This is a genomic window from Elusimicrobiota bacterium, from assembly GCA_041660925.1.
GTDB lineage: Bacteria > Elusimicrobiota > Elusimicrobia > UBA1565 > UBA1565 > JBAZUV01.
Genome location: JBAZVI010000003.1, coordinates 73801 through 88578 on the forward strand (window position 1 = coordinate 73801; position 14778 = coordinate 88578).

The 14778-nt window shown below is 69.6% G+C and carries 13 protein-coding genes; 5 read left to right on the forward strand and 8 right to left on the reverse strand.

The genetic code is table 11. The features are described 5' to 3' along the window. Positions 1–21: 21 nt before the first annotated feature. Genes WC969_05430 through WC969_05440 form a run of 3 tightly spaced genes read right to left on the reverse strand, consistent with a single transcriptional unit; the run spans position 22 to position 2277 of the window. The gene (locus tag WC969_05430) at positions 22–1005 is read right to left on the reverse strand and encodes a MoxR family ATPase (protein ID MFA6029273.1); all 984 of its coding nucleotides are present in this window, start codon (positions 1003–1005) and stop codon (positions 22–24) included. Between the two features lie 10 nt (positions 1006–1015). Further along, positions 1016–1657, reverse strand: coding sequence for a HEAT repeat domain-containing protein (locus WC969_05435; protein MFA6029274.1), 642 nt, complete (start codon positions 1655–1657; stop codon positions 1016–1018). Then, entirely contained in the window at positions 1657–2277 is a 621-nt protein-coding gene (locus WC969_05440) for a HEAT repeat domain-containing protein (protein MFA6029275.1), read from the reverse strand. The genes WC969_05435 and WC969_05440 overlap by 1 nt, the downstream gene beginning before the upstream one ends. Positions 2278–2442: 165 nt before the next feature. On the opposite strand from WC969_05440, the gene WC969_05445 reads away from it, so the two are divergent. The 3 genes from WC969_05445 to WC969_05455 all read left to right on the forward strand — a co-directional run bounded on the left by WC969_05445 (position 2443) and on the right by WC969_05455 (position 6757). Beyond that, on the forward strand, positions 2443–4854 hold the full coding sequence (locus WC969_05445) for an MFS transporter (GenBank protein MFA6029276.1): 2412 nt from the start codon (positions 2443–2445) through the stop codon (positions 4852–4854). 136 nt (positions 4855–4990) lie between these two features. Then, positions 4991–5815, forward strand: a complete 825-nt coding sequence (locus tag WC969_05450) for an RDD family protein (GenBank protein MFA6029277.1) — start codon at positions 4991–4993, stop codon at positions 5813–5815. A 654-nt stretch (positions 5816–6469) separates the two neighbouring features. Next, on the forward strand, positions 6470–6757 hold the full coding sequence (locus WC969_05455; GenBank protein MFA6029278.1) for a hypothetical protein: 288 nt from the start codon (positions 6470–6472) through the stop codon (positions 6755–6757). 84 nt (positions 6758–6841) lie between these two features. Here WC969_05455 and WC969_05460 read toward each other — a convergent pair whose 3' ends face one another. Continuing rightward, positions 6842–8473 (reverse strand): glycosyltransferase family 39 protein, encoded by a 1632-nt coding sequence (locus tag WC969_05460; GenBank protein ID MFA6029279.1) that lies wholly within the window; start codon positions 8471–8473, stop codon positions 6842–6844. Positions 8474–8566: 93 nt separating this feature from the next. On the opposite strand from WC969_05460, the gene WC969_05465 reads away from it, so the two are divergent. Together WC969_05465 and WC969_05470 are read left to right on the forward strand one after the other, a co-directional pair. Then, entirely contained in the window at positions 8567–9316 is a 750-nt protein-coding gene (locus WC969_05465; protein ID MFA6029280.1) for a nitrilase-related carbon-nitrogen hydrolase, read from the forward strand. 89 nt (positions 9317–9405) lie between these two features. Continuing rightward, entirely contained in the window at positions 9406–10989 is a 1584-nt protein-coding gene (locus WC969_05470) for a transglycosylase SLT domain-containing protein (protein MFA6029281.1), read from the forward strand. Between the two features lie 30 nt (positions 10990–11019). Here WC969_05470 and WC969_05475 read toward each other — a convergent pair whose 3' ends face one another. The 4 genes from WC969_05475 to WC969_05490 form a co-directional block, all read right to left on the reverse strand. Next, positions 11020–11511, reverse strand: coding sequence for a type 1 glutamine amidotransferase domain-containing protein (locus WC969_05475; GenBank protein MFA6029282.1), 492 nt, complete (start codon positions 11509–11511; stop codon positions 11020–11022). A 34-nt stretch (positions 11512–11545) separates the two neighbouring features. Next, on the reverse strand, positions 11546–11989 hold the full coding sequence (locus tag WC969_05480; protein ID MFA6029283.1) for a TraR/DksA C4-type zinc finger protein: 444 nt from the start codon (positions 11987–11989) through the stop codon (positions 11546–11548). Positions 11990–12170: 181 nt separating this feature from the next. Further along, complete coding sequence (locus tag WC969_05485) at positions 12171–13751, reverse strand: hypothetical protein (protein ID MFA6029284.1); 1581 nt, start codon at positions 13749–13751, stop codon at positions 12171–12173. Between the two features lie 4 nt (positions 13752–13755). Beyond that, positions 13756–14778 carry a PorV/PorQ family protein gene (locus WC969_05490; GenBank protein ID MFA6029285.1) on the reverse strand — a complete coding sequence of 341 codons (1023 nt, stop codon included), beginning with the start codon at positions 14776–14778 and terminating at the stop codon, positions 13756–13758.

The window sequence follows — 14778 nt, forward strand, 5'->3', positions numbered from 1 at the left end:
GCTAGCGCGCCCGCGGGACTCTCAGGGGACCTCGACGGCGTCGAAGATGGAGCGCAGGACGTCCTCCGAGGTGACGTTCTCGGCTTCGGCCTCGTAGGTGAGCAGCACGCGGTGGCGCAGAACGTCCGCGCCGACGGACTTCACGTCCTCCGGGGTGACGAAGCCGCGCCCCTGCAGGAAGGCGAAGGCCTTCGCCGCGAGGATCAGCGAGATGGTGGCGCGCGGGCTGGCGCCGTACTGGATGAGCGGCTTGAGCTTCTCCAGCTTGTGCTCCTCGGGCCGGCGCGTCGCGAACACCACGTCGAGGACGTAGTTCTTGACCTTGTCGTCGACGTAGATGAGGTCGACGACCGCCTGGGCCGCGAGGACCTGCTGCTGGGTGACCACCGGCCGCGCCGCGGGCGGCGTCCCGGTCGTCATGCGCTCGAGGATGAGGCGCTCCTCCTCCTTGCGCGGGTAGTCGACGACGACCTTCAGCATGAAGCGGTCGACCTGGGCCTCGGGGAGCGGATAGGTCCCCTCCTGCTCGATGGGGTTCTGGGTCGCGAGCACGAGGAAGAGCTCGGGGAGCTTGTGCGTGGTCTCGCCGATGGTGACCTGCCTCTCCTGCATCGCCTCGAGCAGCGCGCTCTGCACCTTCGCCGGGGCGCGGTTGATCTCGTCGGCGAGGATGAGGTTCGCGAAGAGCGGCCCTTTTCGGACGCTGAACGCCGCGGTCTGCGGGTTGTAGATGAGGGTGCCGGTCAGGTCCGCGGGGAGCAGATCGGGCGTGAATTGGATGCGGCTGAACTGCGCCTGCACCGCTTGAGCGAGCGTCTTGATGGCGAGCGTCTTGGCCAGCCCGGGGACGCCCTGAAGGAGGATGTGACCCCTCGCGAGCAGGCCGACGAGGAGCCGGTCCACCATCTCCTCCTGCCCGACGATGACTTGGCCGAGCTCCTTCTTGAGCTCGGCGATGAAGACGCTCTCCTTCTGGACGCGCGCGCTGATCTCCCGGATGTCCATCCGTCCTCCTTTATTCGATGCGGAACTCGGGCTTCTTGCCCGTCGAGGGCTCCTGCTGGGCCTTGCGCTTGGAGCGCACGACGATCTCGTTGTAGTCCGTCTTGAGCTGCTCCTGCAGGGGCAGGAACTCGCCCACGCGCTTCTCCTGGATGCGTGCGAGGGTGCGCAGGGCCTGGAGGCGCACGTCGGGCTCGATGTCCAGCAGCAGCTTGCTGACGTCGGGGATGACCGAGGCATCCCCGCGCTCGCCGATGGCGAGCAGGGCCACGATGCGGATGTCCTTCTCCGGGTCGCGCAGGGCGGGCAGGAGCTGCTTCGGGGCTCCCTTCGAGGACTGGTTGCGCAGGATCTCGACGGCGTTGCGGCGGACCTGCGGCTCGCTGTCGATGGCGAGGGTCTTCTCGAGCAGCGTGAGCGCCTCGGGGTCCTTGATGCGGTAGAGGAGCTCGATGGCCGCCCAGCGCACCTGCGGATCGCTGTCCTTGGTGGCGAGGCGGACCTTGTCGAGCTCCATCTCATCGAGCGCGATGGGCGGAGGCATGTCCATGGCGGGCGGCGGCGAGGGCGGCGGCGGGCCGGGGCGCTGCGAGTACTTCTGGTGGAAGTAGAGGAGGCCTCCGACCACGATGAGGACGAGGAGGAAACGGGGCATTATCTCTTGCCTCCCTGCTGCTGCTGCTTGAGCGCCTCTTCATATTTGCGCTGCGCCTCTTCCTGCAGGCGCTTCTTTTCGAGGATCTCTTCGTTGCGCTTGCGCTGGAAGTCGTTGAGGATCCTCAGCGCGGTCAGGCGGACGCGCTCGTCGCCGTCGCGCAGGGCGTCGCTGATGGCGGGGGCCGCGGCGGCGTCGCCGCTCTTCCCCAGCGCCTCGAGCGCGGCGAGGCGCACGTCGCCGTCCATGTCCTTGAGGGCGCCGATGAGGTGCTCGGTGACCTGGGGGCCGCGGCGGCCGGCGAGGACGTTGACGACGTTCTTGCGGATGTCGGACTCTCCGTCGCGCTTGAGCATCTGGAACATGATGCCCTCCGCGCGGGGGTCCTGCGAGCTCATCAGCACCTGGAGGGCTTCCCAGCGCACGCGCGGCTCGGCGTCGCTGGTCGCCGACTTGACGCGCTCGAGCTGCTCTTCGTCGAGCACCTGCGGCGGGGGCATGACGATCGCCGGCGGGGGCGGGGGCGGCGGCGGTTCCTGGTTGACGACGCGCTGCTTGAACTGGGCGAACCCTATCCAGCCGACGGCCACGACCACCAGGACGATCGCGAGCTGCTTCATGTCGGATGCCCCTCCGGGGGACTGCTCTCTAATATGAAAGTACTAAATATACGCGCGCGCGAAAACCGGGTCCTAGGGCCCAGTCGGCACCGGGACCTTTACCCGCCGCCGCGGGCCCCGAAGACCCTTTGTGGGTCCGGGTCTTCCCCTTATAATCTAGGCAGGATGAAGAAGACCTCGGTCGTGAAGAGCGCCCTCTGCACCCTCCTCGCCGCGGCGGTCGTCGTCGCCGCCCCCGGGCTCGGCGCCTATGAGGCCGCCGCGCAGACCGTCCCCCAGATCCACGTCAACGTCCCCGTCGGCGGCATGCCGGCCGGCGTCACCGGGGTCGGCGCCGCCGCCTCGGGCCTGAACACGCGGGTCGCCCCCACTCTCCCCGGCGTCGGCTTCCTCCCCGGCGTCCAGATCCCCTCGGTCCGGATGCAGGTCCCCGGCCTTACGCCGACGGCCAGCCCGTCCGCGAACGCGGGCGTCTCGCTCGCGCTCCCGGTCTCCGTCATCTCGAACTCCGGCGCTTCGGTCCTGCCGGTCCAGCCGGGCCTGCGCCCTGGCGGCGGAGCTCCCGGGGTAACGGAGATGCCGGTCATCCCCGGCCAGGCCGCTTCCGCCCAGGGCGGCGCCGCCATCGAGGCCGTCCCGAGCGTCGGTGCCGTCGCGGGACGCATCGTCGCCTCCGACGTCGCGGCGGTGCCCGCGGTCGCCCCGGACGCCGTCTCGCTGCAGACGGTCCGCGGACGCGAGAACCGCCTCAACCTCCATTTCGACGCCCTGCGCCGGCTCTTCGAGGAGCGCCGGGATTCCTCGGACGTCCGTCCCCGGAGCGCCTCCGAGGGCTCCGCCGCCGCGGCCGCCTCCGAGGGCGGCAGCACCGTCGTCGAGGCCGCCCGCGGCTGGCTCTCCCGCATCCCCTTCCTCTCCCGGCGCGTCATCGCGACGCCCGACGCCGAGGCGGCCGGCGCGCTCGCGCTGAAGCTCAGCGCCGGCAAGGCCGCCGCCGACGTCCCGGCGCCGGTCGTCCTCGAGGGCGTCGAACAGAGCGCCCAGCCGCTCGAGCGCCCCGCGCTCGCCGCGGACGGCAAGACCGACCTCTCCCTGCCCGCGTCCGTCATCCCCGGGACGAAGGCCTCCTCCCTCTCCTCCGCGGCTCCCGTCGCCGCCGAGACGCCGAAGCCCGAGGAGCCGAAGGCGGGTCTGAGCAAGACGGCCTGGTGGTTCATCGGCTCCCTGCTCGTCGCCCAGATCGCCGCCGAGGCGCTCGGCTCTTCGATGCCGACCCTCGTGCAGAAGACCTTCGGGGACTTCACCGTCGTCGCCCAGCTCGCGGTCTTCTCCTCCATCACCGGCATCGTCGGCCGCCAGCTCGGGCCGCTCGTCGTCGAGAAGTTCGGGGTCAAGAAGTCGTACCTCGGTTCGATGCTCCTGCGCACGGCGTCCATCTCGGCCCTCATCGCCCTGATGGCGACCGGGCACATGACCCTGCCGATGATGATGATCTTCTACTCGCTCAACGCCCTCCTCATGGGCGTGTCCGTCACCGCCCTCAACAGCATCCCGCCGCTGCTCGTCGGGCAGAGCAACTCGGCGCTGGAGCGCTTCTGGTCCACCGAGCACATGCTCGTCGAGATCATCGGCATCGCCGGCCCGATCGTCACCGGCATCGTGGTCTCGAGCTTCGGCTTCCTCCCGGCCCTGCTCGCCTTCCCCGTGACGATGCTCGCCTCCGGGCTCGTCGTCTGGCGCACGCTGAAGCTTCCGGCCGACGCGGACCTCCAGGCCTCCACGGCTCCCGTCGCCGGCCAGGCGAAGCCCGCGGGCGTCGCCGGAGTGTTCAAGGCCTTCTTCCAGAAGATCGGCCGCGGCGCGAAGCTCGTCTGGAACATCCCCGCGCTGCGCTACAGCTTCCTCGGCTTCTCGCTGATCATGATGCTCAACCCCTTCCTCTACTCGATGATCGCCCCCGGCTACGCGATCGCCCTCGCGGGCGCCGCGAACGCCGAGGCCGCGACCGCCATCAGCGGCTGGCTCACCGGCTTCTACAGCGCGGGCGGCCTGCTCGGCGCGATGATCATGACGATGCAGGGCCGGCGCATCGAGAAGCAGAAGGAGGCCGGGAAGATCGACGACGCCCAGGAGACCGCGCTCATGCGGTCCTCGATGCTGCGCTGGATGGTCCTGGCTACGGCCGGCCTCGCCGCCTTCGTGCCCCTCATGTTCACCCTCCCGATGCTCGGCGCCGTCGTCGCGCTGCCCTCCTGGCTCTCCTGGGCCAGCGGCATGACGCTGCCGGCGCTCGCGCTGCTCCCCTTCGGCATCGCCCAGGTCGTCAGCTACCTCAAGCTCCAGAGCTTCTTCCAGTCCCGCGTGCCCCGCAAGGAGGACATGGCCGACGCGATGGGCTTCTTCGGCTCGGGCTCGCTCATCTTCTCGACGCTCGGCATGATCGCGCTCAAGTACCTCTTCAAGGCCTCCATCGGCCTGACGCCCTTCTACTACCTCGCGCTGCTCATGATCCCGCTCGCCGTCTCCTACCTGCTCATCATGAAGGCGCTCGCAAAGCATTCGAAGCCGCAGTCCTAAGACTCTCCCCTACTCGTCGTTCCCTCTCCCTCAATGGACTTCTGCCCCCCCCTCTCCCGCCGCGCGGGACGAGGGGGTATCGGGGGTGAGGGGGCCGGGGCTTGCGTCGACGTGTTCATCGAGGTAGGATAGGGACGTGGACGAGCAAGCCCCGGCCGCGCCCCCCTACGCGAAGATCCCCGACCGCTTCCTGGCCTGGCTCATCGACCTTGCCCCCTTCCTGCTCGGCTACTGGGGCACGCTCTACTACCGGCTCGGGCAGGACCCCTCGCTGCTCGCGGGCGGCTGGCGCCGCGTCTTCGCCGCCTGGGCCGCGGCCTACCTGCTCTACCAGGCGCTCTCCAACATGGTCGGCTGCACGCTGGGCAAGCGCCTGCTCGGCCTGCGGGTGACCCATCTCGACGGCGCCCCTCTCGGGCCGGTGCGCAGCGTCTTGCGCGCGCTGGGCTACGTCGGCGGGATGCCCCTGCTCAACATCGGATTTTTGTGGGCGCTCTTCCACCCGCGCTCGCAGGGCTGGCACGACCTCCTCGCGGGCAGCCTCGTGGTGGAATCGCCGCCGAAGTCGAGCGCGCAGACGGCGCGCAACGCGTTCCTCTCCTTCGGAGTGCTCGCCGCGCTCTTCGCGTTCAAATGGTGGTTCTTCATCCTCAGCCCGACGCCGGCCGACGTAGAGGCCCTGCGCAAGGCCCGCGAAGGGCTCAAGGTGCTCTCCTCCATCGAGGAGGCGCACCGTGTGACGCAGGGCGCGTACACCGACGACCTGGGGCAGTTGGCGCGCTCGAGCGGCAACGTCGCCGACTTCAAAGAAGCGATGGGGAAGCTGTTCGACCCGGACGGCTTCGTGCTGAGCGTGGGGAAGGACTCCTATCAGATCCGCGCCCGCGCCCTCGACCGCCGCCGCACCGAAGTCCTCCTCGAAGGTCCATCTGTCGCCGCCCCGCTCAGCCCGGCCCGATAGGTAATCGGGCCCGGGGAGCGGGGTTCCCTCGCTCCGGAGAGGAATAGTCCTTCCGACGTGGCCTGCGCTCGGCGGCTCGCCAAGGTAGGGGAGGGGCCGGCGGCCCCTCCCCTGCGGGTCGGGCCGCTCGGGTGGGGTCCCGTTGGAGGGCTCTGCCCCGGCACCCCCTCCGGAACGACACGGCATCCCAGTGGGGCACCCCTCCGGGGTTCCCCCTATCCCGTTTCGTCGGCGCCGTCGGCCAGCTCGACCGAGGTCCCGCTCGGTCGAGGGCCAGGACGGCTGAACCCCCTCCCGGAGCGGTGCGGCGGCTCTGCCGCCGCGACTGATAGCGCGAGCGGTATCGAGCGGCGCGCCGCCCCTGCGGCGGGCCTTAGCGCCGCAGGGACAACGCGAGAGGAGAACGACTTGCGCGTAGCCGACGGGCAGGAGGAAAAGGAAACGCGCCCCGAACACGGGCGCGTCTCCTGTTTCGTGAAAATATCCGGACCGTACAGGCGCGGGGAACTTTTGTGCGGGCTCGAGCGTATACGGAGTGAAGGCGGGGCTTGTATAACGGCGTTATACGCTCTATACTATGGGAGGCGTCCGTGCGCGCTCTGTTGTTGCTCTGCGATGAGGAGACGGAGATCCATATCTGGCTCCGCAAAGAACATGAAAAAATCCAAGAAGACGGGGACTTCGGATGCGGCGTTGCGGCGCTATTACGACGCCTCGTCCACGCTGGCGGCCGGCGGCCGCATCGAGCGCGTCGGGGCGGCCTTCGCCAGGCCCCGCCGGCTCGTCGCCTTGCGCATCGACGAGGAAGCCCTCTCGGCCATCCGCCGCATCGCCCTCGCCAAAGGCCTCAACTACTCCACGCTGATGAGGATGTGGATCACTGAGCGCCTGCGCCGCGAGTCCCCCCCCGCGATAAGCCCGCCGTTCTCTGTCGAAGGATGATTCGCCCGCCGCTCATGAACGGGCGGTGCCAGGCACGCCAGGGGTGCCGGGTGCCAGGCACCGAGAGGAGCGGCGGCGGGCGCCCTATAGTTCCGCGATCAGGTAATCGCCGACGGTGGTGAAGGTCGGGGGATCGTTCGGGGGACGCAGGGCGCGGAAGGCCTGCAGGGTCTTCTTGGGGAGGACGACGAAGACGCGCTCTCCTTTCTTCACGGCGCGGATCGTGTTGTCGTCGCCGAAGCGGTCGGCGAAGCGGGGGTCGCGCTTGGCGTAGTGGAGCTCGCCGAGCCAGTTCACGACGACGTCCACGCGCCGGCCCAGGTAGAAGGGCAGGCCGTGCAGGTACTTGTCGTAGACGAAGAGCCGGTCGCCGGGCCGAAGGCGCATGGAGAGCTCGGCGGCGAGGTCGCGCGCGCTGAGCTGCGGAGCCAGCGGCCGCGCCCCGGCGAGCATGAGCGCGAAGGCCGCGCAGGCGAGGACGGGCGTCAGCAGCGCCCCGAGCGGCCGCGGGCTCTCCCCTTCTCCCCCCCGCCTCGTCAGGGCGGAGGCCCCCAGGCCGATAGCCAGAAGGGCTGCCGCTGCGGCGGCGAGCGGGACGACGATGGGCGGGAGAGGCGTCTTGAGGAACCTCGGCGCGAGGAAGGGCGCGGCGCACGCCGCCGCGAGGATGAGGGCCGACAGGGCCAGCGCGGGGCGCCGGTACCAACGCGTGCCGAAGTCCGGCTCGCCGCGAGCGATGCGCTCGGCGCCGAGCAGGGCCTGGAAGGCGAAGAGCGGGAGGATGTAGGTCGGGAGCTTGGACTTCGAGACGCTGAAGAAGGCGAAGACGAGCGCGACCCAGAGCGCGAGCTGTCGCCGCTCGGGCGTCTGGGAGCGCCAGCGCAGCAGGGGCAGGAGCGAGGCGGCGAGCAGCAGCGGCGTCCAGGGAAGCGTGCCGGCGGCGTCCACTCCGATGAAGTAGTACCAGGGTCCGGGGCGGGCGTAGCGCGGGGTGAGGAAGCGCTGGAAGTGCTGCTCGATGACGAAGAAGTGGAAGAAGCCCGGGTGGCGGAGCTCCATCGCGGCGAACCAGCCGCCGACGATGACGAGGAAGACCGCGGGGCCCCAGCTCAGCAGGAGTCCCTTGAGCCCGCGGCGGAGCTCCGGGAAGAGGACGAGCAGGGCGGCCGTCCAGAGGCCCGGGAAGAGCAGGGCGATGAGGCCTTTCGAGAGGAAGGCGAGGGCCATGGCCAGCCACGCGAGCGGAGAGGCCCAGCGCGCGTCCTCGGGCCGATGCAGGCAGCGCAGGGCGAGTCCCGCGGCCCAGAGCAGGAAGACGCTCACCGTCATGTCGGGGGTGAGGAGCCGGCCGAGCATGAAGTACTCCGAGGTGGTGGCCAGGACCACGGCCGCCCACATCCCCGTCGCCGGGGTGAAGAGCCAGGCGCCCAGCCACCAGATCCCGAGCAGGCCGAGCAGCGCGAGCAGGGCGTTGGGCAGGCGCGCGGCGGCCTCGCTCACGCCGAAGAGGCGGTAGGAGGCGGCGGGGAGCCAGTAGATGAGCGGCGGCTTCTCGACGTAGTCGCAGTCGTTGAGCGTGGGGGTCAGCCAGGAGCCGCGCGCGACCATCTCGCGCGGCACCTCGGCGTAGCGCGCGTCGTCGACCTCCCAGAGCGGATGGCCGAGGTCCCAGAACGGGGTCGTGAGCGCGAGGGCGAGCAGGAGCTTCAAGGGCACGAGGCGGATATTCTATCATGGCGAAGTCGTTCTCCCCTCCCTCTTCGAGGGAGGGCGGCGGAAAGCCGGGCGAAGAACGGAGGTCGTACCCTTATGAAACTTGCCCTTTGTCAGTTCGACATGGCCTGGGAGGACCGCGAGGCCAACAAGAAGAAGATCGTCCGCATGCTCGACGAGGGCTTGCGCGGGAAGAAGGCGGACTGGCTCGTCTTCCCCGAGATGACCTTGAGCGGCTTCACGATGGACCTCGCGAAGAGCACCGTGGACGCCTCGGACCTCGAGTTCTTCTCGTCGCTCGCGAAGGAGCACGGCCTCTGGCTCTCCTGCGGCGTCGTCCAGGACGGGCGCAACAACCTCCTCACCTTCGACCGGAGCGGCCGCCAGGTCTCCTCCTACTCCAAGATCCATCTCTACTCCTTCGGCAAGGAGGACAAGCATTACCGCGCCGGCGAGCGCCCCGAGCGCTTCCAGCTCGAGGGCTTCTCGGTCGCGCCCGCGGTCTGCTTCGACCTGCGCTTCCCTCACCTCTTCTGGGACGCCGCCGCGAAGACCGACGTCTACGTCGTCATCGCGAGCTGGCCGGCCAAGCGCGCCGAGCATTGGATGACGCTCCTGCGCGCGCGGGCCATCGAGAACCAGGCCTATGTCGTGGGCGTCAACCGCACCGGGGCCGACCCGACGCCGCTCGAGTACAGCGGCAATTCCATGGCCTTCGACCCGCTCGGCCGCGTCGTGCTCGACTGCGGCTCACGCGAGGGCGTGCAGGTCGCCGAGGTCGACGTGGACCGTGCTCAGATCGAGAAGACCCGGACCCGCTTCCCCTTCCTCAACGATCGCCGCTAGTCCCTCTCTTGCGCGTAGGCCTTAGGGCCTATATACTCATAGGACTTCGGCTACGGGTCGATTTGGGCCCGCGGCCCTATCCTACTCCCATGCGCGCAACCCCCCTCGCCGCCGCCGCCCTCCTTCTCTCCGTCGGGCTCTCCGTCCGCGCGGAGGGCGTGCGCGTGCTCGTGCGCGTCCCGACCGAGGAAACCCCCGAGGTTCAGGCCAAGATCGCGCAGAGCGGCGCCGTCGCGGTCGAACTCCTTCGCCCTCCCGTCCGATCCGAGCTCTACCGGAAGATGGAGGAGCCTGCGCAGGTGCAGCGCTTCACCGCGGCCGGCTGGCTCGAGGGGATGAGTCCGGAGAAGAAGCTCGAGGGCATCCGCCGCCTCGAGGCGATCTGGGGGAAGGACGCCGTGCAGGTCGTCGACGAGAGCGACGTCCAGGTCCCGACCCCCGCCATCCGTCAGGAAGCCGTCGACTTCCTCAAGACGCACGGCCTCGCGCAGGGGGCGAAGGGCATCGACAAGGCTTTGACGGGCTTCATCCAGAAGGACGGCTTCGTCTCCTTCGACCAGGGGACCCTGCGCTCGGGCGCCGGCTCCGTCGTCGCCTCGAACGACTCCGCCGCGCCGAACTCGTTCGCGGCTCTGTCGGCCGCTCCGGCCGCCGGCGGCGGCCTGCACATCGACGCGGTGCCCTCGCCGGGCGCCGACGCCGCTCCGAAGGGCCCTTATGAGGACTTCCTCCAGGCCGAGGCGAAGGCCGCGGGCGTCGAGCCGGCCGTGCTGCGCGCGCTGGTCTCGGCGAAAGGCGGCTTCTCGTCCTCTCCCTCTCGCGTGAGCCACGGCTCCTACGGCCTCCTCCTCATAACCCCCCTCGCCGCGAAGTCGGTGGGCCTCGCCGGGCAGGACCTGCGCGACCCCGAGATCAACCTCCGCGCGGGCGCGCTCCTGCTCAAGAACCTCCTCGACCGCTATAACGGGGACGTGCACCGCGCCTTGGCCGCCTATCAGCTCGGCACGGGCGCCGTCACGCGCAGCGGCGGCCTGCCCAACGACCGCGCCCTGAAGGCCTTCCTGGCCGACTATGAGCGCGCCTACCGGCAGGGGCCCGAGAAGCCGAAGGTGGCTCCCGTCGTCCCTCCGAAGGTTCCCGCCGTCCGTCAGGTCGTCGAGACGGCGAAGGACCTGAAGTACTCCGTCCCCGCCGCCGGGAAGGACCCGGTCGCGCGCTACCGCAAGATGATCGAGGTCGTCGCGCGCAGGAGAGGCCTCGACCCGGACCTCATCGAGGCGATGATGCGCGCCGAGAACCCGTGGGGCGACCCGATGCGCGTCTCCGGGGCCGGAGCCGTCGGCCTCATGCAGCTCATGCCCGACACGGCCAGAGGCCTGAAGGTGGATCCTCGCAACCCCGAGCAGAGCGTCGACGGCGCCGCCCGGCACCTGAAGTGGCTGCTCGAGTATTTCGACGGAGACAAGGTGCTCGCCGTCGCCGCCTACAACGCCGGGCACGTGCCCGTGCAGAAGCTCGGCCGCATCCCCCGCAACGGCGAGACGCCCGAATACGTCCGGAAGGTCAGCGAGTACAAGGAGCAGATCTCCGGAGAAGGGCTCAGCTACGCGACGTACATGCCTCCTCCCCGGACCGCGAAGGCGCACCGGAACAGAAGCCGGAACAGAAGGTAGCCGGCGTTCCCGCCGGCCTTCCTCCTCCCCTTATCTCAGGCTTTTGATGAGCTCCCGGCAGAACGCCGGGAGGTCTTCGGGCTTGCGCGAGGTGATGAGGTTCCCGTCCACGACGACTTCGCGGTCGACCCAGCGGGCGCCGGCGTTGCGCACGTCGTCGGCGATGGCGAAGAAGCAGGTCGCCGTGCGGCCCTTGAGGATCCCCGCCGAGCAGAGCAGCCAGGCCCCGTGGCAGATGGCGGCCACGGGCCGGCCCGCGTCGAAGACCGCCTTCACGAGGCGGGCGGGCTCGGGGTAGCGGCGCATGAAGTCGGGGGCGAAGCCGCCGGGGACGACGACGGCGTCGACCTCGGAGGACTCGAGCTTCGCGTAGGAGACCTCCGCCTGGGCGGGGTAGCCGAACTTCCCCCGGTAGACGGCCCCCCTCTCACGGCCGACGAGCAGGGACTCGTGGCCTTCTTCCTTCAGCCGGAGATACGGGACCCAGACCTCGAGCTCCTGGTACTGCTCCTCGAGGAGCACCGCGACGCGGCGGGAGGCCTTCCGGGGGACGCGTCTAGGCGTAGGCGGCCCGCTCCGAGGAGCTCTGGCAGCCGATGCAGTAGCGGGCGAACGGCATCGCGTGCAGGCGCTGCTTCATGATGGGCTTCTGGCAGGATTCGCAGAGTCCGTAGGTGCCCTTCTCGATCTTGCGCAGCGCGCCTTCGATCTGGTCGAGGGCCATGCGCTCGTTGTCGGAGAGCTCGAAGATCATCTCCTTCTCGAGCGAGAGCCCGGCCTGGTCGGCCTCGTCGCCCACTTCCGAGGTGATGGGCTCCATGTCCTGGTTCTTGCGCATCATGTTGGAGATCTCTTCGCGCTTGACCGACAGGGTCTTCTGGATGGTGACGAGCTCGGAACGGGAGAAGACCGGGCCGCTCGCGGCTTTTGGGCTCTTCCTCGCGGTCGCTTTCGCGGACTTGGGGGAAGCCTTCGCCTTCTTCTGTGCCTTCTTTTTCATGGCCATATCGGGCTCCGGAGCGGCGCCGCGTCGAGGGGCGTCCGCGAAGACCGTATAGTTTACAGGATTAGTCTTTTCTGTCAACCCCTGTTTTTTCGTTTATTTTGATTCGATTTTCAGTCGAAAAAGGCCTCGCGGCGCGAAGTCCGCACGCGCCGCGAGCGTTCTGGAGGAGAGGCGGCTATTCGAGGGGCTTCTTGACGAGGTTGCGGAAGGTCGTCGAGAGCATCGCCACCATCTCGTCTTTCTTGCGGAGCTGGCCTTCGAGCTCCTGGCGCTGCTTCTCCCAGTCCGCGAAGCGGTTCTCGACCGCCTCTTTCTCGCGGATGAGGCGGCTGACGTGGTCGGTGAGGGTCTGGAGTTGGGTTCGCAGAGACGAGGCGCTCTCTTCGGTCTGCACGCGCTGGCGGCGTTCCGCGTCGACGACGCCCTGCTGCTCGAGGAGCTTCTCCTCCCAGGCGCGGTCGGAGTCCATGCGCGCCGCGATCTGGCGGCGGACCTTCTCGGCTTCCTCGGCGAGGGTCTGGAGCACGGCGTCGCGCTCGGCGGCGACCTGGGAGATCCGCGCGTCGCGGTCGGAGACCTCCTGGCGGCGCAGCTCGGCCTCGGCCTTGAGGGCCTCGATGGCGCGCTCGAGCCCCGCGACGCTCTCGCGGGTGCGGGCATGCGCGGCGCGCTCGAGCTCGAGCTGGCGGTTGGTCTCCATGAGGCTCTCGCCGAGTCCGCGCTCGATCTCGCGGCGCTCGAGGACGTAGGAACGCAGCTGCTCGGTGCGCTCATGCAGGGCGTTCAGGAGGTCCTTCTTCTCGGCCTCCAGGCCCTTGAGGATCTCGTCGCGGGCGGTCTCCGGTCGAGCCAGGCCGGCGCGGAGGTCCTCGAGGGCCTTGCGGACCCCCTGGACCGCCTCTCCCGAGCCCATCTGGCGCTCGGCGAGCTCGACGACGGTGCGGCGAAGGGCCGCAAGCTGGTCCTCGGCCTTCCGGTCGATCTCGGCGTTCGCCTTGAGCGCGTCCTGGCGGAGGTCGTGGCGCTGGGCCTCGATCGCGTCGCGCAGCGCGGTGCGCTCCCTCTCGAGGGTCTCGAGGCGCTCGCGCTGACGCGCGGCCTCGCCGGCGAAGCGGTCGGAGAGCTCCTTGAGCCGTCCGGACATCGCGTCGCCGAAGCCGGCGACCATCTCGCGCAGCTGCTCGCGGAGCAGGCGTTCGTCTTCCGTGCGGGCCTTGGCCAGCGCGGGCACCAGGGCGGAGAGCTCCTGCACGTCGGGGGAGCGGGCGGGGACCGCGCAGAGGTGCTCCTTGAGCGTCTGGAAATCGCGGCGCAGGCCGGCGACGGCCTCTCCGAGTCCTCGGACCTCGGCGGAGGCCTGTTCGACCTCTCCCCCCCGCTGCGTCATCGCGTCCTTGAGCAGCGAGGCCCAGGTCTTGTGCATCTCGTCGAGGCGCTGCTCGAGGGCCTCCACGCGGCCCTTGGAGCCGGCCTTCTCGTGCTCGAGCTCCTGCAGCGCCTTCTGCTGGCGCAGCTGCTCGGAGATGGCCTTCATCTGGCCTTCGACCTCGGAGCGCAGGGAGTCCTGCTGCTTGATCATCCCCTCCGCGGCGCGGGCCCGTTCGCGCTCGACGCCCAGCTCGCGCTCGAGGGATTCCATGCGCACGCGCAGGTAGTCCATCAGCGGCGTCTCCTCGCGCCGGGTCAGGGCCGAGGGCGGAGGCGCCGGCGGGCGGGGCGGCGGCGGGGAAGGACGGTCCGGGAGTTCTTCGCTCATGGGATCATCGCTCGCGGAACCGGCGGGAGTGCTTGGCCGGCAGGTTCCAGGTGACGGAGAAGCGGTGGGCCTCTCCGAGGATGCCGAAGGGGACGAAGGCGTAGTCGATGGTGGCGTTGAGGAGCTTGACGCCGATGCCGAAGCTCGCGCCCTTGAAGCCTTCGAGGCCGCTGAACTGGTTGAGGGAGTTGTAGCCCGCGCGCAGGAAGCCTTTGACGCTGTTGGGGGCGTCGAGCGTGAGTTCGAGGCCGGCGGCGCCGTAGGGCTGGTTGGAGACCGGGAAGACCGCCTCCATGGAGAGGATCGAGTAGGGCGTCGGCACGATGGCGGCGCCGAGGCGGCCGCGGAAGGGCATGCTGTCCCGGATCTGGTCGAACTTCTGCCCGCGTCCGAGGTTCTGCGCGACGAAGCTGAAATGGAGAGGCATCCGGTTCTCCGGGAAGTGCGCCTGCACGCCGATGTCGCCTCCGAAGCCGCTCGCGTGGGCGATGAGGTCGGAGTGGAAGTAGCGGCCGGTGACGCCCAGGTCGATGTCGCGCTCCGCGTCGGCGAGGTCGCTGATCGACTGCGCCCACCCGGCCTCGTAGACGTAGTTGCGCGGGCGGAAGCTGCCGACCCGGTTGCCGCTCATGTCGGTGTTGTCGATGTCGCCCGCGTCCATGTAGCGCACGGCGCCGCCGAGGACGGAGGTCTCGTTGAGCCGCTGGGCGTAGGCGAGATACTGGAGGCGGATGCCGGCCAGGTATTCGTTGTGCATCGCGGCGCCGGATGCGCGCGGGATGCGCGCGAGGCCGGCGGGATTCCAGTACATCGAGAAGGCGTCGTCGGTGACCGCCGAGTAGGCGCCGCCCATGCCGATGCCGCGGGGGCCGACGTCGAGGTTGAGGAACTCCGAACCGGCGGTGCCGACCGCGCTCGAGGTGAAGTCGCTCGCCGAGGCCGGCGGGCAGAGCGCGAGGGCGAGCGCGAGCGCCGGGGCACGGAGCCCCGCCGTCCGCCGCCGCGCTCGCGTCGGGATCGTCGGCAT

Excerpts from the sequence above, each read along its gene's own strand:
- WC969_05490 (MFA6029285.1), bottom strand. The coding sequence starts at position 14,778 with ATGCCGACGATCCCGACGCGAGCGCGGCGGCGGACGGCGGGGCTCCGT.
- WC969_05465 (MFA6029280.1), top strand. The coding sequence starts at position 8,567 with ATGAAACTTGCCCTTTGTCAGTTCGACATGGCCTGGGAGGACCGCGAG.
- WC969_05470 (MFA6029281.1), top strand. The coding sequence starts at position 9,406 with ATGCGCGCAACCCCCCTCGCCGCCGCCGCCCTCCTTCTCTCCGTCGGG.
- WC969_05435 (MFA6029274.1), bottom strand. The coding sequence starts at position 1,657 with ATGCCCCGTTTCCTCCTCGTCCTCATCGTGGTCGGAGGCCTCCTCTAC.
- WC969_05455 (MFA6029278.1), top strand. The coding sequence starts at position 6,470 with ATGAAAAAATCCAAGAAGACGGGGACTTCGGATGCGGCGTTGCGGCGC.
- WC969_05430 (MFA6029273.1), bottom strand. The coding sequence starts at position 1,005 with ATGGACATCCGGGAGATCAGCGCGCGCGTCCAGAAGGAGAGCGTCTTC.
- WC969_05485 (MFA6029284.1), bottom strand. The coding sequence starts at position 13,751 with ATGAGCGAAGAACTCCCGGACCGTCCTTCCCCGCCGCCGCCCCGCCCG.
- WC969_05445 (MFA6029276.1), top strand. The coding sequence starts at position 2,443 with ATGAAGAAGACCTCGGTCGTGAAGAGCGCCCTCTGCACCCTCCTCGCC.
- WC969_05480 (MFA6029283.1), bottom strand. The coding sequence starts at position 11,989 with ATGAAAAAGAAGGCACAGAAGAAGGCGAAGGCTTCCCCCAAGTCCGCG.
- WC969_05440 (MFA6029275.1), bottom strand. The coding sequence starts at position 2,277 with ATGAAGCAGCTCGCGATCGTCCTGGTGGTCGTGGCCGTCGGCTGGATA.